Annotated in this window: 16 protein-coding genes and 1 riboswitch; of the genes, 11 read left to right on the top strand and 5 right to left on the bottom strand. The window is 64.2% G+C overall.

Going from position 1 to position 18,674, the window contains the following annotated elements:
• Positions 1-5 precede the first annotated feature (5 nt).
• Positions 6-96: riboswitch (glycine riboswitch) on the bottom strand.
• A gap of 244 nt (positions 97-340) precedes the next feature.
• The gene (gene alaS / locus ABID59_RS15420; RefSeq protein ID WP_354083912.1) at positions 341-3,022 is read left to right on the top strand and encodes an alanine--tRNA ligase; all 2,682 of its coding nucleotides are present in this window, start codon (positions 341-343) and stop codon (positions 3,020-3,022) included.
• A 20-nt stretch (positions 3,023-3,042) separates the two neighbouring features.
• On the opposite strand, the gene ABID59_RS15415 is transcribed toward alaS, so the two are convergent.
• Both ABID59_RS15415 and ABID59_RS15410 read right to left on the bottom strand, forming a co-directional pair.
• The gene (locus ABID59_RS15415) at positions 3,043-3,543 is read right to left on the bottom strand and encodes a DUF3455 domain-containing protein (protein WP_354083911.1); all 501 of its coding nucleotides are present in this window, start codon (positions 3,541-3,543) and stop codon (positions 3,043-3,045) included.
• A 154-nt stretch (positions 3,544-3,697) separates the two neighbouring features.
• Positions 3,698-4,912 (bottom strand): NADP-dependent isocitrate dehydrogenase, encoded by a 1,215-nt coding sequence (locus ABID59_RS15410; RefSeq protein ID WP_354083910.1) that lies wholly within the window; start codon positions 4,910-4,912, stop codon positions 3,698-3,700.
• Between the two features lie 345 nt (positions 4,913-5,257).
• Here ABID59_RS15410 and ABID59_RS15405 point away from each other — a divergent pair, with 345 nt between their 5' ends.
• The 3 genes from ABID59_RS15405 to ABID59_RS15395 all read left to right on the top strand — a co-directional run bounded on the left by ABID59_RS15405 (position 5,258) and on the right by ABID59_RS15395 (position 7,521).
• Positions 5,258-6,466: a TrmJ/YjtD family RNA methyltransferase gene (locus tag ABID59_RS15405; protein WP_354083909.1), complete on the top strand. Its 1,209-nt coding sequence runs from the start codon at positions 5,258-5,260 to the stop codon at positions 6,464-6,466.
• A gap of 455 nt (positions 6,467-6,921) precedes the next feature.
• The gene (locus ABID59_RS15400; RefSeq protein WP_246229882.1) at positions 6,922-7,230 is read left to right on the top strand and encodes a 1-deoxy-D-xylulose-5-phosphate synthase; all 309 of its coding nucleotides are present in this window, start codon (positions 6,922-6,924) and stop codon (positions 7,228-7,230) included.
• The gene (locus tag ABID59_RS15395) at positions 7,231-7,521 is read left to right on the top strand and encodes a DUF7684 family protein (RefSeq protein ID WP_148751450.1); all 291 of its coding nucleotides are present in this window, start codon (positions 7,231-7,233) and stop codon (positions 7,519-7,521) included. It begins immediately after the preceding gene.
• Positions 7,522-7,626: 105 nt separating this feature from the next.
• Here the strand turns inward: ABID59_RS15395 and ABID59_RS15390 are convergent, their stop codons facing one another.
• On the bottom strand, positions 7,627-8,289 hold the full coding sequence (locus ABID59_RS15390) for a TetR/AcrR family transcriptional regulator (protein ID WP_148751451.1): 663 nt from the start codon (positions 8,287-8,289) through the stop codon (positions 7,627-7,629).
• Positions 8,290-8,535: 246 nt separating this feature from the next.
• On the opposite strand from ABID59_RS15390, the gene ABID59_RS15385 reads away from it, so the two are divergent.
• The 3 genes from ABID59_RS15385 to ABID59_RS15375 are packed head-to-tail and all read left to right on the top strand — an operon-like array spanning position 8,536 to position 11,198.
• Complete coding sequence (locus ABID59_RS15385) at positions 8,536-9,078, top strand: OsmC family protein (RefSeq protein ID WP_148751452.1); 543 nt, start codon at positions 8,536-8,538, stop codon at positions 9,076-9,078.
• A gap of 36 nt (positions 9,079-9,114) precedes the next feature.
• The gene (locus tag ABID59_RS15380; protein WP_354083908.1) at positions 9,115-10,269 is read left to right on the top strand and encodes an acyl-CoA dehydrogenase family protein; all 1,155 of its coding nucleotides are present in this window, start codon (positions 9,115-9,117) and stop codon (positions 10,267-10,269) included.
• Positions 10,270-10,319: 50 nt separating this feature from the next.
• Positions 10,320-11,198: a sulfurtransferase gene (locus ABID59_RS15375; RefSeq protein ID WP_148751454.1), complete on the top strand. Its 879-nt coding sequence runs from the start codon at positions 10,320-10,322 to the stop codon at positions 11,196-11,198.
• A gap of 10 nt (positions 11,199-11,208) precedes the next feature.
• Here the strand turns inward: ABID59_RS15375 and ABID59_RS15370 are convergent, their stop codons facing one another.
• On the bottom strand, positions 11,209-13,134 hold the full coding sequence (locus ABID59_RS15370) for a sigma 54-interacting transcriptional regulator (protein WP_354083907.1): 1,926 nt from the start codon (positions 13,132-13,134) through the stop codon (positions 11,209-11,211).
• A gap of 159 nt (positions 13,135-13,293) precedes the next feature.
• On the opposite strand from ABID59_RS15370, the gene ABID59_RS15365 reads away from it, so the two are divergent.
• From ABID59_RS15365 to cynS, 4 genes are all read left to right on the top strand, one after another.
• A complete protein-coding gene (locus ABID59_RS15365; RefSeq protein WP_354083906.1) occupies positions 13,294-14,676 on the top strand; it encodes a CmpA/NrtA family ABC transporter substrate-binding protein in 1,383 nt (460 codons plus the stop codon).
• A gap of 142 nt (positions 14,677-14,818) precedes the next feature.
• Positions 14,819-15,661, top strand: coding sequence for a nitrate ABC transporter permease (ntrB, locus tag ABID59_RS15360; RefSeq protein WP_354083905.1), 843 nt, complete (start codon positions 14,819-14,821; stop codon positions 15,659-15,661).
• Between the two features lie 4 nt (positions 15,662-15,665).
• Positions 15,666-16,586, top strand: coding sequence for an ABC transporter ATP-binding protein (locus tag ABID59_RS15355; RefSeq protein ID WP_354083904.1), 921 nt, complete (start codon positions 15,666-15,668; stop codon positions 16,584-16,586).
• A 15-nt stretch (positions 16,587-16,601) separates the two neighbouring features.
• The gene (gene cynS / locus ABID59_RS15350; RefSeq protein WP_354083903.1) at positions 16,602-17,084 is read left to right on the top strand and encodes a cyanase; all 483 of its coding nucleotides are present in this window, start codon (positions 16,602-16,604) and stop codon (positions 17,082-17,084) included.
• Between the two features lie 66 nt (positions 17,085-17,150).
• On the opposite strand, the gene purB is transcribed toward cynS, so the two are convergent.
• On the bottom strand, positions 17,151-18,602 hold the full coding sequence (gene purB, locus ABID59_RS15345) for an adenylosuccinate lyase (RefSeq protein WP_502916800.1): 1,452 nt from the start codon (positions 18,600-18,602) through the stop codon (positions 17,151-17,153).
• Between the last annotated feature and the right edge of the window lie 72 nt (positions 18,603-18,674).

The raw sequence follows: 18,674 nt of genomic DNA, 5'->3' as shown, positions 1-18,674 counted from the left end.
TCGTCAAAGCCACGCGGTCCTTTTGCCTGAGAGTTTCCGGGGCGGTTGCTCCTTCGGCGCCGGCTACCCAAAGCCGGTCTCTCCCGACGTGGCCGTACGATACAGATGGGTACAGACCACAGCCCGGCCAAGCCTGTCAACGCGCCCTTTGCGGCTTTCCAACGGGATTGCAACGGGATCGCAACGGGATTGCGCGACTGCGGCAACCCTCTGATCTCTCTGCACAGTTTCTGGACAGCGAAGCTGGCCTTGTCTAAAAGCGCTTTGGCCCGCAGATATCAGCCGAATCCCAGGTTTGGACGGCAAGGAAGCGGGTCCAAGCACACCCGATTGGATGAACATGAGCGGCGTCAACGAGATCAGGTCGACCTTTCTGAACTTCTTTGCCGAGAACGGCCACGAGATCGTGTCGTCCTCGCCATTGGTGCCGCGCAACGACCCGACGTTGATGTTCACCAATGCCGGCATGGTGCAGTTCAAGAACGTTTTTACAGGTGTCGAGAAGCGGCCGTATCAGCGCGCCACCACTTCGCAGAAATGCGTGCGCGCCGGCGGCAAGCACAACGACCTCGACAATGTCGGCTACACCGCGCGCCATCTCACCTTCTTCGAGATGCTCGGCAACTTCTCGTTCGGCGACTACTTCAAGGAGCGCGCGATCGAGCTGGCCTGGAAGCTCATCACGAAGGAGTTTGGGCTGAACAAGGACAAGCTGCTCGTCACCGTCTACCACACCGACGACGAGGCGCACGGGCTCTGGAAGAAGATCGCCGGCTTCTCCGACGACCGTATCATCCGCATCCCGACCTCGGACAATTTCTGGGCAATGGGCGACACCGGCCCGTGCGGCCCGTGCTCGGAGATCTTCATCGATCGCGGCGACCACATCTGGGGCGGCCCTCCGGGCTCTCCGGAGGAGGACGGCGATCGCTTCCTCGAATTCTGGAATCTCGTCTTCATGCAATACGAGCAGGTGACGAAGGAGGAGCGCGTGGATCTGCCGCGTCCCTCGATCGACACCGGCATGGGCCTGGAGCGCATGGCCAGCATCATGCAGGGCGTCGACAGCGTGTTCGAGACCGACCTGTTCCGTCACCTGATCGATGCGACGTCGTCCGCGCTGGGCCACGGGCCGAACGAGCAGACGGTGGCCTCGTTCCGCGTCATCGCCGACCATTTGCGCTCTTCCGCCTTCCTGGTCGCGGATGGCGTGCTGCCCTCCAACGAGGGCCGCGGTTACGTGCTGCGCCGGATCATGCGCCGCGCGATGCGCCATGCGCAGCTGCTCGGCGCGAAAGAGCCGCTGATGCATCGCCTGGTCTGGGCGCTGGTCCGCGAGATGGGCCAGGCCTATCCCGACCTGATGCGCGCCGAGAATCTGATCGAGGAAACGCTGCGGCTGGAAGAGACCCGCTTCCGCAAGACGCTGGTGCGCGGTCTCGCCATTCTCGACGAGAAGAGCGCGTCCTTGAAGAACGGCGACATGTTCGACGGCGACGTCGCCTTCACGCTCTACGACACCTACGGCTTCCCGCTGGACCTGACCCAGGACGCGCTGAAGTCGCGCGGCATCGGCGTCGACCAGTCCGCCTTCACCGACGCGATGGAGCGTCAAAAGGCCAAGGCGCGCGAGTCCTGGAAGGGATCCGGCGAGGCGGCCTCCGAGGCGATCTGGTTCCCGCTGCGCGAGAAGTTGGGTGCTACCGAATTTCTGGGCTACGAGACCGAGAGCGCCGAAGGCGTGGTGTCGGCGCTGGTGAAGGACGGCCGGGAAGTCGCGAGCCTCAAGGCCGGCGACACCGGCGCGCTGCTGCTCAACCAGACGCCGTTCTATGCGGAGTCCGGCGGCCAGGTCGGCGACACCGGCGTGCTGACCGGCGAGGGCGGCATCAAGTTCCGCGTCACCGACACGCAGAAGAAGCTCGGCGATTTCTTCGTTCACGTTGGCACGTTGGAGAGCGGCGAGCTGAAGGTCGGCACCGCGCTGCAGCTCGAGGTCGATCACGGCAGGCGCTCCTCGATCCGCGCGCATCACTCGGCGACGCATCTCATCCACGAGGCGCTGCGCCAGGTGCTCGGCGATCACATCGCCCAGCGCGGCTCGATGGTCGCGCCGGATCGTTTGCGCTTCGACTTCGTGCATCCGAAGCCGATCACGGCGGAGGAGCTCGCCCGCGTCGAGGACATCGCCAACGACGTGGTGCTGGAGAACGACGAGGTCACGACGCGCGTGATGGGCGTCGATGAAGCGCGCGAGGCCGGCGCGCGCGCGCTGTTCGGCGAGAAATATGGCGACGAGGTTCGTGTCGTCTCGATGGGCCGGACCGCGCGCGAGCGCGGTGTCAATGCGCTCGGCTGGTCGGTCGAGCTCTGCGGCGGCACGCATGTGCGGCGCACCGGCGATATCGGACTGATCACGCTGACCGGCGAGAGTGCGGTGGCCTCGGGCGTGCGCCGCATCGAGGCTTTAACCGGCAACTACGCGCGAAAACACGCCAACGAGACCATGGCGCTGGCGAAGGCTGCGGCCAACGAGCTGCGCACCTCGATCGACGACGTCCCGGCGCGGATCACCGCGCTGATGGAGGAGCGCAAGAAGCTCGAGCGCGAGCTCTCCGACGCCCGCAAGAAGCTCGCGATGGGCGGCGGCGCCTCCGCCGGCGGCAATGGCGCAGCCAGCGGCGTGCGCGAGGTCGGCAACGTCAAGCTGATGGCGCGAGCGGTCGAGGGCATCGAGATGAAGGATCTCAAGAGCCTTGCGGACGACGGCAAGAAGCAGATCGGCTCCGGCGTGGTCGCCATCATCGGCGTCACCGAGGACGGCAAGGCGGGCGTCGTGGTCGGTGTCACCGCCGACCTGACCGAACGCTTCAACGCCGTGAACCTTGTGCGCGTTGCGTCCGAGGCGCTCGGCGGCAAGGGCGGCGGCGGCCGGCCCGACATGGCGCAGGCCGGCGGCCCCGATGGGGCCAATGCGGCCGAGGCGCTTGCCGCGATCGAAAAAGCGATGGCGGGCGCGTAAGGCGCTACGCGCCGCGTTCCTCAGCCCTTGCGCAGGAAGACATATTCCGCAGAGTAGGGCGCGCTTCTGAACTCGCCGGCCTTGTCGCATGCGCCGTCGAGCTTGCCGCCATGGGTGTTGATGCGCTGGACCGTGGTGACCGGCGTCAGCACGCCGCTGCCGCGGCGGGCGGTGACGTCCAGCTTCAGCCAGGGGATATCGGCAGCCGTGGCGCCCGGCGCATTGCCGGTGGCCTCGCCTCCGACGGCGCTGCTGTCGGCAAGCTCCCAGTTCGGGCCGGCATAGTGACGGCCGATGGTCTTGCCGTCGGCGAAGAGCGTCGCGATCGGCTCGCGGAAAGCCCAGGCGAGCTTGCCGTCGGTGCCGGCCTTGCACTCATAGACCTGCGCGCCCTCAGCGTGGACGCTGAGCACGACGCTCTCGCCGGGCACGGCGATGGCGTCGGGGAGGGCATCGGCGGCGAACGCGGACGCGCTGGTCAGCGCTAGGATCGCAAGCACAACGCTCTTGAATGTCGGCATGATGTTTCCGCAGGCAAAAGTCTCGTCATTGCGAGGAGCCCGCGACAAAATTGCGAAGCAATTTTGCGCTGGTGCGACGAAGCAATCCAGTCTGCCTCCATGGAAGGATTCTGGATTGCTTCGCTGCGCTCGCAATGACGGTGTGGTTGGCAGCTTACGCCGCCAACGCCTTCGCGAGATTCTCCGCGACCTTGTCGAGGAAGCCGGTGGTCGAGAGCCAGCGCTGGTCGGCGCCGACCAGGAGCGCGAGGTCCTTGGTCATGTAGCCTTCCTCGACGGTGTCGACGCAGACCTTCTCAAGGGTGTTCGCGAACTTGGCGAGCTCGGCATTGTTGTCGAGCTTGGCGCGGTGCGACAGGCCACGGGTCCAGGCGAAGATCGACGCGATCGAGTTGGTCGAGGTCTCCTTGCCCTTCTGGTGCTCGCGGTAGTGGCGGGTCACCGTGCCGTGGGCGGCTTCGGCTTCGACCGTCTTGCCATCGGGGGTGAGCAGCACCGAGGTCATCAGGCCGAGCGAGCCGTAGCCCTGCGCGACCGTGTCGGACTGCACGTCGCCGTCGTAGTTCTTGCAGGCCCAGACATAGCCACCGGACCATTTCAGCGCCGAGGCGACCATGTCGTCGATCAGGCGGTGCTCGTAGGTCAGGCCCTTGGCCTCGAATTCGGTCTTGAACTCGCGGTCGTAGATGTCCTGGAAGATGTCCTTGAAGCGGCCGTCATAGACCTTGAGAATGGTGTTCTTGGTCGAGAGGTAGACCGGGTAGTTGCGCAGCAGGCCGTAGTTCAGCGAGGCGCGGGCGAAGTCGATGATGGAATCGTCGAGATTGTACATCTCCATGGCGACGCCGGCGCCGGGCGCCTTGAACACCTCCTTCTCGATCACGGTGCCGTCCTCGCCGACGAACTTCATCGACAGGGTGCCCTTGCCCGGGAACTTGATGTCGGTGGCGCGGTACTGGTCGCCATAGGCGTGGCGGCCGATGATGATCGGCTTGGTCCAGCCGGGAACCAGGCGCGGCACGTTCTTGCAGATGATCGGCTCGCGGAAGATCACGCCGCCGAGGATGTTGCGGATGGTGCCGTTCGGCGACTTCCACATCTGCTTGAGGTTGAACTCCTTCACCCGGGCCTCGTCCGGGGTGATGGTGGCGCACTTGACGCCGACGCCGACCTTCTTGATGGCTTCGGCGGCGTCGATGGTCACCTGATCGTTGGTGTGGTCGCGGTACTCCATGCCCAGGTCGAAATACTGCAGCTCGACATCCAGGAACGGGTTGATCAGCTTGTCCTTGATGTACTGCCAGATGATCCGGGTCATCTCGTCGCCATCGAGCTCGACGACGGGATTGGATACCTTGATTTTTGCCATGATCGGGGAAGCCCTCTTGGGAACGGCGCCGCTGGCGCCGACGTGAATATCCGCCGCCTCTTAGCACCGGACCGCGGCGGGCGAAAGCCAAGTGATTATGCAGTTTTAGCTCATCCAGTTTCCACGGATGGGGGGCGGGAGCCGACCTGCCGCCGGCCGCGGGCGAGCTGAAGTTTCGGGCGAGATTCAAAAGTCGAATCCAACCCGTTATTTCCCCTTGAGAATTCTGTCAGGACAGGCAAACGACAGGCGGACGAGGCCGTGCCGGTCGGCGGCCGGCCTTGAATCTATTCCTGAAGAACGTCTCTCCAAGGCCTTGGAGAGACAATGTGAAAGCGAAACGAGATGTCGGGCACTGACAAGACCAAGGCGGGCCTCGCCCTCGACGGTCCCATCGTGATCCTGGTCGAGCCGCAGCTTGGCGAAAACATCGGCATGGCCGCGCGCGCCATGGGCAATTTTGCGCTGAGCGCTTTACGTATCGTCAACCCCCGCGACGGCTGGCCCAACATCGCGGCCCAGCGGGCCGCCGCCGGCGCCGACTACATTCTGGAAAAGGTCGAATTGTTCGAGACCGTCGGCGAGGCCGTCGCCGATCTCGACCTGCTGTTCGCCACCACCGCGCGCCCCCATGACCAGGCCAAGCCGGTGGTGGGGCCGGAAGCCGCAGCTAGCGAGATCTCGGGGCACGTCGCCACCGGGGGCAAGGCCGGCATCCTGTTCGGCCGGGAGCGCTGGGGCCTGACCAACGAGGAGGTCGGGCTCGCCAACCGCATCATCACCTTCCCGGTCAATCCGGGCTTCGCCTCGCTCAACCTCGCCCAGGCCGTGCTGCTGGTCGGCTACGAATGGTTCAAGCGGGCGACATCCGGCGAGCTGCCGCACGCCATGCCGGAGCGCTCCGAGCGCGTCTCGCAGCACCAGATGCAGGCCTTCTTCGACAACCTCATCCGCGAGCTCGACCGGGTCGAGTTTTTGCGACCCGCCGAGAAGCGCGACACCATGCTGGTCAATTTGCGCAACATCTTCACCCGCATGGAGCCGACCAAGCAGGACATGCACACCCTCCATGGGGTGGTGATGGCAATCGCGGAAGGTCGCAAGGGCCCGGCCAAGGGCGGCGTGCTCGACGGCGAGCAGGCCACGCGCCTGCGCGCGCTGCTGGCCGAGCACGGGCAGGGCGGCGGCGTGCCCGACAGCGGCTCGACGGTGCGCGGTCTTGCGCGCCTGCTCCGCCGCAATCCGACCGATGCCGAACGCCTGCTCTGGCAGGCGCTGACCCGCGATCGCCGTTTCGCAGGAGGGTTCAAGCGCCAGACCCCGGTCGGCCGCCACATCCCGGACTTCGTCTCGTTCCCGCACCGGATCGCGATCGAGCTGGTCAACCCGGGCGAGGGCGAGACCATCGCGGCGGATCGCGCCTCGCGGCGGGCGTGGCTGGAGGCGCGCGATTATCGCGTGCTGGAGATCCGGGCCGCTGATGTGGAGCGGGATCTCGAGGCGGAGCTGGTGCGGCTCGAGAGCATGATCGCTGAAGGATCGAGCGCCTCGTAGGTGGTAGCCTAGGCTTTGTCCGCTCTACCCCCCTCGGGAGGCAGGGCTATCGCATATGAAGAAAAACGTGGCTGGAAACTCGCGTGCGGCCATCCTTCGAGACGCCCGCCTGCGGCGGGCCCTCAGGATGAGGTCGCGTTTTGCGGCGCGATATCTGACCCTCATGGTGAGGAGCCCGCCAAAGCGGGCGTCTCGAACCATGCAGGCCGAGCTCGTGCGGCAGCCTCCCGCTGTCATATGCGATAGCTTTGCCTCGGAAGGGGAGAGGGACGACTTGCATTGCAGGGCCTGCGAGAGATCAACAACTGACATGAATGCGGTTACGGTTGCTTAACTGACAAAGCTCTTCGAGTTGTATTCGCGCTCGACAATTATTATTGATTGTCCGTTGGGCAGCTGATTTGTCTCTCGTATGCCTCCGCACGCTAGGTCCAAGGATGCCGAAAACACGCATCATGTACATCGAGGATAAATCTAGTTCGCTGAATGGACTGGCACGGATCGGCCGCGTCACATTCTCGAAGACGGGCAAGTCTATCAGCTATGGAGGACGCACTTTCCAAAGCCTGAAAGGTAGCGGCTTCAAGGCAAACTACTTTGACGTTGAAACCGGAGAGAGGTTTTGGATTTCAGGTCCGCGAAAAGACGGCAAGGATCGCCTCGATCCTGAAAGCTCCGCGCCAATCGAAATCGACCCCGACGTTGCCGAAGAATACTGGCGCCAAATCAGGGGAGAGCGATTTCACCACGCCGCCGAGAATTAGATGAGCTATGCGTCAAGGGTCATTCTCCAACTGCCAATATCGAACGAAGACCTATTGGATGCCTTCGTCGAGCAGTGCCTTTGCGACAACGTCGCTCTTATCGCAGTCGCTGGAGAAGGCGCGGCGCGGATAGAGAACATCATCGATGAACTCGTGGTAGGCGACGGGTCGGATGACACGCGCTTTGTTACGACCACCTCTCACGCGAATGAGACGGTGGAAGAGGTTTTGGAGTTCGCCGGTTGCTGGCCTGACGAGCGAAACCAGCCCGTTCAAATAGTAAGTTTATAGCCTTGTAGGGTGGGCAAAGCGAAGCGTGCCCACCAATCCTCGACCGATCAACCGAGGCAGAAATGGTGGGCACGGCGCTTTGCGCCTTTGCCCACCCTACGAAGATCACACCGCCTCTAACTGATCCGCCGCGCGCTTCTTCTTCGGTTTCGACTGGCCGAGCAGGGGACCTGCCGTGAGCGCTGCCGTATCCGCGACGCCCGGATCGCGCGAGATCATGGCCGCGACGATGGCGCCGTCGATCAAGAGCCCTAGCTGATGCGCCAGCACGGCTGGCTCGCTCGAGCCGAGCTCGCCGGCGAGCTTCTCGATATGGCCGAGCACGATCTTCTTGTGCTTCATCGCGATGTTGCGGAATTGCTTGGCGTCCTTGTCGTGCTCGCCGACGGCGTTGATGAAGGGGCAGCCGTAGAAGCGCTCTTCCGCGAACCAGCTCTTCAGCGCCGGGAAGATGCGCGTCAGTTTCGCCCGCGCGTCGCCACCGCCTTCTTCCATGGCGCCGATGAACCATTCGCGCCACTGCTTGCCTTCGCTCTCCAGCACCGCGTTGACGAGATTGGTTTTCGAGCCGAACAGCTTGTAGAGCGTGGTCTTCGCCGTGCCAGCTTCCTCGATGATCGCATCGATGCCGGTGGCGTTGATTCCGTTCTTGCAGAACAGATGCGTCGCGGCGCTGAGCAGCCGCCCGCGCGCTGATTCGTCTTCGCCCGCGCCGGCGTGAGGCGAGGTCTTCTTCGAGGACGTCTTGTTGAGTAAGGACTTGGCCATGAGTCCAAACTTACCTGCAGCGACGCCGCGTCAGCAAGGCGCATCTGTTCCGCGCTGAAAAGATTCGCACGGGAAAGCTCATCTGCATCGCCTTTAAGCAAAGGGCGGCTGATCAATCCACGGGCAGCGTCGGCTAAGCGGCTCCAATGCTTCGCGTTTCGGTTTGGCCCAGCTGTGGCACGCTCCATGCAAGGAAACAGACCGTTCGGTATCCAACCGATTTCCACTTCTGCCAGGGAGAAGATGATGACTGCCGTCGTTCAGAAGACAGTGCTGACGGGGTGCCTCGCGCCCATCGACAAGAATGGCCTCGAGCAATTGATTGCGAGCGGCAAGGCCAATCCGAAGGTCGTCAAGACCTTGAAGTGCAAGACGGTCGCGGAAGGAAAATTCCGCCACGCCAACTATATCCGTAATCTGCCGCCCTATATCGTCGACGAGCCGCCGGGCCTTTTGGGTGACGACACCGCGCCCAATCCGTCGGAAGCCTCGCTCGCCGCGCTCGGCTCCTGCCTCGCTGTCGGCCTGCACGCCAATGCCGTGCATCGTGGCTGGATCGTCAACAAGCTCGAGCTCGAGCTCGAGGGCGACCTTAACATCACCGCGGTGTGGGGCACCGGCGATGTCTCCGACAAGCCAGTCGGCTTCACTGATGTCCGCGTCAAGGTCGACATGGAGTGCGAGGGTATCGCGCAGGAGGAGATCAACGCCCTGGTGGCCCATGTGAAGCAATGGTCCCCGGTCGCCAACACCTTCACCCGCCCGGTCAATCTCGAGGTCGGTCTTTAGCTGACGGCAATAGGACATCAGGTGCGGGAGACGATCATGGGTTCACTGGCACTATCGCGGGTCGAAGCTTCAGATCAGCCCGCACCGTCCATTGCGGGAGAGGTGGCGCGGATTGCGCGGGAGCAGCTCGCCCCGCTCGCCATGGGTATCGACGACGGTTCGGTCTATCCGGCCGACGTGATGCGCAAATTCGGCGAGGTCGGCGCGTGGGGCAGTCACATGCCCCCCGAGGGACCTGCGGACTTACGCTGCGCCATCCAGGCGATGGCGGCGATCGGCGAGGTCTGCGGTGCCACGGCGTTCATGGCCTGGTGCCAGAACACGCTGGTCTGGTACGCCGCCAACTCGACCAATCTGAAGCTGGCAAAACGTTTTGGCGACGGCTTCTCCACCGGCCGCGTGCTCGGCGGCACCGGGCTCTCCAATCCGATGAAGAGCTTTTTCGGCATCGAGAGATTGAAGCTGAAAGGGCGCAAGGTCGATGGCGGCTATATCGTGCGCGGCGCGCTGCCTTGGGTCTCCAATCTCGGCCCCGATCATTATTTCGGGACCATCTTCGAGCGCGAGGGCGAGCCGGGCATCGCGAGTGGCGAGCCCGGCATCGCAAGTGGCGAGCCGGGCCAGGTGATGTTTTTGGCGGACTGCTCCGATCCTGCGATCACGCTGACGCCGTGCAAGCCGTTTCTCGCGATGGACGGCACCGGCACCTATGGCGTGCAGTTCCGCGACGTCTTCGTGCCGGACGAGCTGATCCTCGCCGATCCCGCCGCGCCTTTCGTGAAGAAGATCCGCGCCGGCTTCATTTTGCTCCAGGCCGGCATGGCGCTCGGCCTCATCAGGGACTGCATCAAGATCATGGATGAGGTCGGTGGCCCGCTCGGCCACATCAACCGCTATCTGCCGCAGCAGCCGGTGCAGTTCGGCGAGCTCGCCGCCGAGCTCGAGGCGGAGACCATGGCGCTGGCGCGCGATCCCTACAACGAGGAGGAGACCTACTGGCGCAAGGTGATCGCGCTGCGCTTGCGCGCGGGCGACGCCAGTGTCGCGGCTGCGCATGCCGCGATGCTGCATTGTGGCGCGCGCGGCTACCTCAAGAGCCACCGCGCGCAGCGGCGCCTGCGCGAGGCCTATTTCGTCGCGATCGTCACGCCTGCCACCAAGCAGCTGCGCAAGATGCTCGCCGATTCCTGAGTCTCACGAGTCCACCCCCACGTCCACTGAACCTCAACGGAGAGGCTACCATGACTGACGTTCTGATGAGTGCCGTCGAACTTGCCGATCTCTTGAAGCTAGAGCCGTGTGTCATCGTCGACACGCGCAATCCCGACGCCTATGCCGCCGGGCATCTTCCCAACGCCGTCAATGTACATGAGATCTTCACGTTTCTTGCGACCTCGACCCCTGAAGGCATGGCCGAGCTGAAGACGAAATTCGCCGACGCCTTCGGAGCTGCCGGTTTGTCTGGCAAAGAGACGGCGGTCATCTACGAGCAGTCGATGAACTCCGGCTTCGGCCAGTCCTGTCGCGGCTATTATCTTCTCACCATGCTCGGCTATCCCAAGGTGAAGGTGCTGCATGGCGGCTTCGACGCGTGGTCGGCCGCGGGCTTCCCGGTGACGAAGGATGTGCCGACGCCGGCGAAAGCTTCGTTCTCGATCGTACCGGAAGCCGGCGAGATCCTGATCGACGCGAAGACCATGCTTGGCGCCGTCGGGAAGCCCGGCATCGCCATCCTGGACGTGCGTGACGTCGACGAGTGGATCGGCGACAGCTCCTCGCCCTACGGCAAGGATTTTTGCCCGCGCAAGGGCCGCATTCCCGGCGCTGTCTGGCTGGAATGGTACCGCATGATGAAGCCGACCGCCGAGGGACCGCGCTTCAAGTCCAAGGACGAGATCCTCGCGGAATGCGCCACCGTCGGCATCGCGCAGACGACGCCGGTCTATCTCTATTGCTTCAAGGGCGCCCGCGCCTCGAACACGTTCCTGGCGCTGAAGAACGCCGGCGTGAAGGACGTACGGATGTATTTCGGCTCCTGGAACGAATGGTCGCGCGATCCGTCGCTGCCGATCGAGCAGGGCCTGCCGATTGCAGCGGAGGTCACGACCAAGGCGGCGTGAGAGCCTGCGATCACATGGCTCGCGGACGGGGCGCGATCCCCAGCGCCTTGATCCGCGAGGCCAACGTGGTCGGCTTGAGGTCGAGCAGCTCGGCCGCGCCGCCGGAGCCGAAGACTTTTCCGGCGCAGGCTTCGAGCGCGGCGAGGATATTGGTGCGCTCGTGGTCGCGCATCTCCGAGGAGGTCATGACCGCCGGCCGGGCATCGGTCTTCTGGCGCGCCGCACCGGGCGTGGGCGGTGCGCCGGAAGGATCGGGCAGGTCGATGCGCAGGCGTCCGTTCTGCGACAGGATCGCGGCGCGCTCGATCACGTTCTGCAATTCGCGGACGTTGCCGGGCCAGTCGTAGCGGGTCAGGCGCCTTGCATCGCCCTCCGACAAGCGCAAATTGGATTTCAGCGCCTTGCTCTCGCGCGTCAGGAAGTGCTGGGCGAGCAGGGGAATGTCCTCGCGCCGCTCGCGCAGCGGCACGGTCTCGATCGGGAATACGTTGAGGCGGAAATAGAGGTCCTCGCGGAAACGGCCGCGTTGCACCTCCTGCTTCAAGTCACGATTGGTCGCGGCGATCACGCGGACGTCGACCGCGCGCGTGCGTTCCTGGCCGACGCGCTCGAAATTGCCTTCCTGCAACACCCGCAGCAGCTTGCCTTGCAATTCGAGCGGGATCTCGCCGACCTCGTCGAGAAACAGCGTACCGCCATCGGCAAGCTCGAAGCGGCCGATGCGGTCGCGGGTTGCGCCGGTGAAGGCGCCGCGGACGTGGCCGAAAAACTCGCTCTCGAACAATTCGCGCGGGATCGCGGCACAGTTGACCCGGATCAGCGGCCGGTCGCTGCGGGTGGAATCCTCGTGGATGGCGCGCGCGATCAGCTCCTTGCCGGTGCCGGACTCACCGGTGATCATCACAGCAGCCGTGGTCGGCGCTACCAGCTTGACCTGGCGCAACGTCTTCTGGATCGCCCCGCTTCCACCGATGATGCCGCGCGGATTGGTCTCGATGCGGATTTCTTCCTGGAGATAGGCATTTTCCAGCTCGAGCCGCTCGCGCAGGCGATCGACCTCGGTGAGCGCGGCGTGCAGCTTCTCGTCGGCTTCGCGCCGCTGGCTGACGTCGCGAAATACCACGACAGCGCCGACCACCACGCCGCGGTCCCGGATCGGGGTCGAGGTGTATTCGACCCAGGCCGGCGAGCCGTCCTTGCGCCAGAACACCTCGCCGTCGACCTGGTGGACCGCGCCGTCGCGGAACGCCGCGTAGATCGGGCAGTCGTGGTCGTGATAGTGCCGGCCATCATGGTGGGTGTGATGCACGATCGGGTGGATCTCCTTGCCGACCAGCTCCTCGGCGGTCCAGCCCAGCATCCGCTCGGCCGCCGGGTTGACGAAGGTGGTCTTTCCTTCCGCGTTCACGCCATAGATGCCTTCGCCGGCGGCGCGCAGGATCAGCTGGTTCTCGCGCTCGATGTCCTGGAAGACGCGCTCGACCCGCTGCCAGCTCGCAATGCCGCTGCGCATGTGGTCTTCGGCGGCGGCGTCCACGTTGCGCCGCCGGCGCGCTTCGAGATCGTTGAGGGTGAACAGCAGCAGGATACGGTCATCATGGCTGACGAGGCAGCCGGAATATTCCAGCCGGAGCTCCTGACCCGTGGCGTGACGCGGGGTCAGTGCGGTGGTCCAGTACGCGCCCTTGTGCAGCACCGCCTGGGTGAACACGGTCAGCGCCGGAAGCTGGCCCGCATGTAGCGCGCTGGCCCGGGTTTGCCGCAGCAGAGCGCGGTCGTAGCCGAGCAGGGCGCAGGCGGCCGGATTGGCATCGATGATCTGGTCGCCATAGGGATCGACCAGCAGCGTTGCCTCGATGGACGATTCGAAGGCTGCGGCACGCAGATCGAGGTTTTGGGCCGCTTCGTCGGCGCCATGCGCTGGCGTCGTTGCCATTACGAAATCTCGTTATTTGATTACGAGTTTTCGTATATCACGAGTTTTCGTAGCGACCAAGCGCGAGCGAAATCCCTGTGTCATCAAGGCGGTGGCCCGAACGATCGCGGTGGCACGCGCCTTGCGTAGTTCATCCTGCAATGACGCGCAGGAGGTCCGATGTCCACTTTCGACAATCCGTTTGATCCCGATCGCAACCTCCGGGCCGGCTGTGCCTGTGGCCAGCACGGTTCGGCCGCCGAGCATGATCAGGCCTCGCTGGCGCTGCGCTGCGAGCCGACGGAGAGCGAGGAGAGACGTTACGAAGGCGTCGTCGCCTCCGCCGTGATGCGCGCGATGTTTCCGCAGGATGTGGCGCGGCGCGCCTTCCTGAAATCGGTCGGCGCCTCGACCGCACTTGCCGCGTTGTCGCAATTCTTCCCGCTGAAGACGGCGACCGAGGTCTTTGCGCAGGCCGGCACGCCCGAGAAGAAGGACCTCAAGGTCGGCTTCATCCCGATCACCTGCGCGACGCCGATCATCATGGCGGCGCCGCTCGGCTTCTATGCCAGGCACGGCCTCAACGTCGATGTGGTCAAGACCGCCGGCTGGGCGGTGATCCGCGACAAGACCATCAACAAGGAATACGACGCCGCCCACATGCTGGCACCGATGCCGATCGCGATCTCGCTGGGCTTGGGTGCCAACGCCATTCCCTTCGCCGTCCCCGCGATCGAGAACATCAACGGGCAGGGCATCGTGCTGGCGACCAAGCACAAGGACAAGCGCGACCCGAAGGACTGGAAGGGCATGAAGTTCGCCATCCCCTTCGACTACTCCATGCACAATTACCTGCTGCGCTACTATCTCGCCGAGCATGGCCTCGATCCCGATACCGACGTGCAGCTGCGCTCGGTGCCGCCGCCGGAAATGGTGGCGAACCTGCGCGCGGACAACATCGACGGCTTCCTTGCGCCCGACAACGTCTGCCAGCGCGCGATCTATGACGGCGTCGGCTTCATGCACCTGCTGTCGAAGGAGATCTGGGACGGCCATCCCTGCTGCAGCTTCGCCGCCAGCCGCGAGTTCATCACGACGGCGCCGAACAGCTTTGCCGCGCTGACCCGCGCCATCGTCGATGCCACCGCCTACGCGTCGAAGGCGGAGAACCGCAAGCAGATCGCCGAAGCCATCGCGCCGGCCAACTACATCAACGCGCCGGTCACGGTGTTGGAGCAGGTCCTGACCGGCACCTATGCCGACGGTCTTGGTGGCGTGAAGACCGATGCCAAGCGCGTCGATTTCGATCCGTTCCCCTGGCAGTCATTTGCGGTGTGGATGCTGACGCAGATGAAGCGCTGGGGCCAGATCAAGGGCGATGTCGACTACAAGGCGGTCGCCGAGCAGGTGTATCTGGCCACCGACACCAGGAAGCTGATGACCGAGATGGGCCTCACGCCGCCCGCCGGCAGCTACAAATCGTTCGCGGTGATGGGCAAGACGTTCGATCCGGCCAAGCCGGAGGATTATGTCGCTAGCTTCAAGATCAGGAAGGCGTCGTGAGGGGTGTCGCTCTCGTGTCCCGGACGCGATGCAGCACACAGTGGTGCATCGCTGAGCCGGGACCCAGTGAAGCCGCATGGGTCCCGGTTCTGCGGCGCGTCACTTCGCGCCGCACCGCGCCCGGGACACGGCGGAGTGCGAGATGACCACATCCTCCCTTCGCCTGCGCGCCGGCGTTGTCTCGATCGTGCTGCTCGCTGCGTTCCTCGGCATCTGGCATCTCGCCACGCGCTCGACCGGCACCACCGCAGCGATGAGCCCGGAATACGCCAAGCTGATGGGCCTCATGGCGACACAGGGCAAATCCGCGATGCCCGGGCCAGTCGACGTTGGCGCCCAGCTCTGGGAGCATCTGAAGCGGCCGTTCTACGACAACGGGCCGAACGACAAGGGGCTCGGTATCCAGCTCGGCTATTCGATCGCGCGCGTCGGCACCGGCTATCTCCTGGCCGTGCTCGTCGCCATTCCGCTCGGCTTCCTGATCGGCATGTCGCCGCTGCTCAGCAAGGCGCTCGATCCCTTCATCCAGGTGTTGAAGCCGATCTCGCCGCTGGCCTGGATGCCGCTCGCGCTCTACACCATCAAGGATTCCTCGATCTCCGCGATCTTCGTGATCTTCATCTGCTCGATCTGGCCGATGCTGCTCAACACCGTGTTCGGCGTTGCGGGTGTGCGCAAGGAGTGGATCAACGTCGCGCGCACGTTGGAAGTCGGCACCTTCAGGCGCGCCTTCACCGTGATCCTGCCGGCGGCGGCACCGACGATCCTGACCGGCATGCGCATCTCGATCGGCATCGCCTGGCTCGTGATCGTCGCCGCCGAAATGCTCGTCGGCGGCACCGGCATCGGCTACTTCGTCTGGAACGAGTGGAACAACCTCTCGATCACCAACGTCATCATCGCGATCCTGCTGATCGGGATCATCGGCATGCTGCTCGACCAGATCCTCGCGCGCTTCACGCGCATGGTCACGTTTCCGGAGTAGGGCCGTGACCGACAAGTTCATCTCCATCGAAGGCATCGCCAAGCGCTATCCGGGCGCGGGTGGGGCTACGACCACCGTGTTCGAGAACCTCTGGCTGTCGATGCCGCGCGGCGAGTTCGCTTGCGTGATCGGCCATTCCGGCTGCGGCAAGACCACAGTGCTCAACGTCCTCGCCGGCCTCGATGCGCCGAGCGAAGGCGCCGTCATCGTCGACGGCCAGGCGATTTCGGGCACCAGCCTCGACCGCGCCGTGATCTTCCAGAGCCATGCGCTGCTGCCCTGGCGCACGGTGCTCGGCAACGTCGCCTATGCCGTGAGCTCGAAATGGTGGCGCTGGGATCGCGCCAGGGTCAAGGCGCATGCGCAGACCTTCATCGATCTCGTCGGCCTGACCGGTTCCGAGCACAAGCGCCCGTCGGAGCTGTCAGGCGGCATGAAGCAGCGCGTCGGCATCGCGCGTGCGCTGTCGATCACGCCGAAGATGATGCTGATGGACGAGCCGTTCTCGGCGCTCGACGCGCTGACGCGCGGAACGCTCCAGGACGAGGTGCGGCGGATTTGCCTGGAGACCGGGCAGACCGCGTTCATGATCACCCATGACGTCGACGAGGCGATCTATCTCGCCGACAAGATCTTCCTGATGACCAACGGTCCGGGCGCGGTGCTGGCGGAAGTGGTCGAAAACCCCTTGCCGAAGGATCGCGGCCGCACCGACCTCCACCGCCATCCGCTCTACTATGCGCTGCGCAACCACATCATCGACTTCCTGGTGACGCGCAGCAGGACCTTTACGACCGAGAAGCCCGATCACGATCCGCGCAACGTGCCGGTGGTGCAGATCGGCAAGCCCGGACTGACGATCGCGGCGAGCGATGAGCAACAACAGACACGGACCCCCGGGACCAGTCCCGGACTGACTGCCTAAGAAGGAGACCCTGACATGAAACGCGAAGACCTCACCGAAAAGCTGCTCGACATCAAGCGCGAGAAGGGCTGGAGCTGGAAATACATCTGCGAGAAGATCGGCGGCTATTCCGAGGTGCTGATAACAGGCGCGATCCTCGGCCAGATGAAATTGACAAAGCCGCAAGCCGCGAACGCCGCTGAACTGTTCGGCCTGTCGAAGTCCGAGACCACCATGCTCAACGAGACGCCGATGCGCGGCATGCCGATGCCGCCGACCGATCCCTTGATCTATCGCTTCTACGAACTGGTCATGGTGAACGGGCCGGCGTGGAAGGCGCTGATCGAGGAGGAGTACGGCGACGGCATCATGTCGGCGATCGACTTCGACATGGTGATGGAGCGCGTGGCGAACCCGAAGGGCGACCGCGTCAAGATCACGATGTCGGGCAAGTTTCTGCCGTACAAATATTACGGCGCCAGCGGCAATGTGCCGGAATATGGCTTCAAGGAGGAATAGAGGGCGAATGGCGAATTGCGAGTAGCGAATGGAATCTTCCACTCGCTATTCGCCATTCACCATTCGCTACAAGATCGCGCCCGGCGTGTACTTGGCCGCTTCAGGCTTTGCCTTCGCCAGCGCATCAACCTGCTCGGCGAAGTAGTCGACCTGGGCGCCGGCATCGCCGGAATTGGCGCGGCCGTGATCGAGCACGCGCTGCAGCTCGGCTTCGCTCAAGCCGAGGCGCTGATCGGCGGCAAGGCGCTGCAGCAGGTCGTTCTGCACGATCGTGCCGGTGCGCAGGTCGCGGATGGCCGCGACCGCGTGCTCCTTGATCGCCTCGTGTGCGCCTTCGCGGCCGGCCCCCTTCTTCACCGCTTCCATCATGACCGTGGTGGTCAGCAGGAAGGGCAGATAGCGGTTGAGCTCGGTCGCGACGACGGCGTCGAACACTTCCATCTGGTCGAGCACGGAGAGCAGGGTCTCGAGCAGGCCGTCCATGGCGAGGAAGGCGTCCGGAAGCATGACGCGGCGGACGACCGAGCAGGAAACGTCGCCTTCGTTCCATTGATCGCCGGCGAGGCCGGCGGCCATGGCGAGATAGCCCTTCAGCACGACATGCAGGCCGTTGATGCGCTCGCAGGAGCGGCTGTTCATCTTGTGCGGCATCGCGGACGAGCCGACCTGGCCCTTGGCAAAACCTTCGCTGGCGAGCTCGTGGCCCGCCATGAGGCGAATGGTCTTCGCGAAATTGCCGGGACCGCTGGCGAGCTCGACGAGCACGCTGACCGCGCGAAAGTCGAGGCTGCGCGGATAGACCTGGCCGACCGCATCAAAGCTCCTGGGCAGGCCGAGGTGCTTGAGGATTTGCTGTTCGAGCGCGCGGGCCTTGCCGGCATCGCCGTTGAATAGCGTGATCTGATCGAGCCGGGTGCCGACCGCGCCCTTCAGGCCCCGCGCGGGATAGGTGTCGAGCACGTTGACCAGGCTCTGATGCCCAATCAGCATCTCCTCGCCGAACATCGCGATGCGCTTGCCGAGCGTCGTGACCTGCGCGGCCACGTTGTGCGTGCGCGCCGTGAACGGCATGTCGCGCAATTGCTTTGCATGCCCGGCAAAGCGGATGAGCGCGGCGATGCTCTTGGTCTCGATGAGCTGCAGCCCGCGGTAGACCTGCAGCTGCTCCACGTTCTCGGTGAGGTCGCGGCTGGTCATGCCCTTGTGCAGGTGCTCATGACCGGCCAGTTCGCAGAACTCCTCGATCCGCGCCTTCACGTCGTGGCGGGTGATGCGCTCGCGCCGCATGATAGAGGCCAGGTCGACCTGGTCCTTGACGCGCTCGTAAGCCTCGATCACGCCATCGGGCACGGGAATGCCGAGATCGCGCTGGCCTTTCAGCACGGCGATCCAGTAGTCGCGTTCGAGGCGAACCTTGCCTTCGCCGCTCCAGATGGCGCGCATCGCGGGCGAGGCATAGCGTTGGGCGAGGACGTTGGAGATGTGATCTTGGGCGTGATCCTGGGACATGCCGCTCATTTGGCATTGCCCGGGGCTCGCCGCAAGCTGTTATGGAGCGAGCGGCCAACGGGGTTTACCTCGCCATTCGCC

The sequence above is a fragment of the Bradyrhizobium sp. S3.3.6 genome (genome assembly GCF_040546905.1).
In the GTDB taxonomy this organism is placed as follows: domain Bacteria; phylum Pseudomonadota; class Alphaproteobacteria; order Rhizobiales; family Xanthobacteraceae; genus Bradyrhizobium; species Bradyrhizobium cytisi.
The sequence above is the reverse complement of the archived record's forward strand: the minus strand, read 5'-3'. Positions and strand labels throughout refer to the sequence as shown.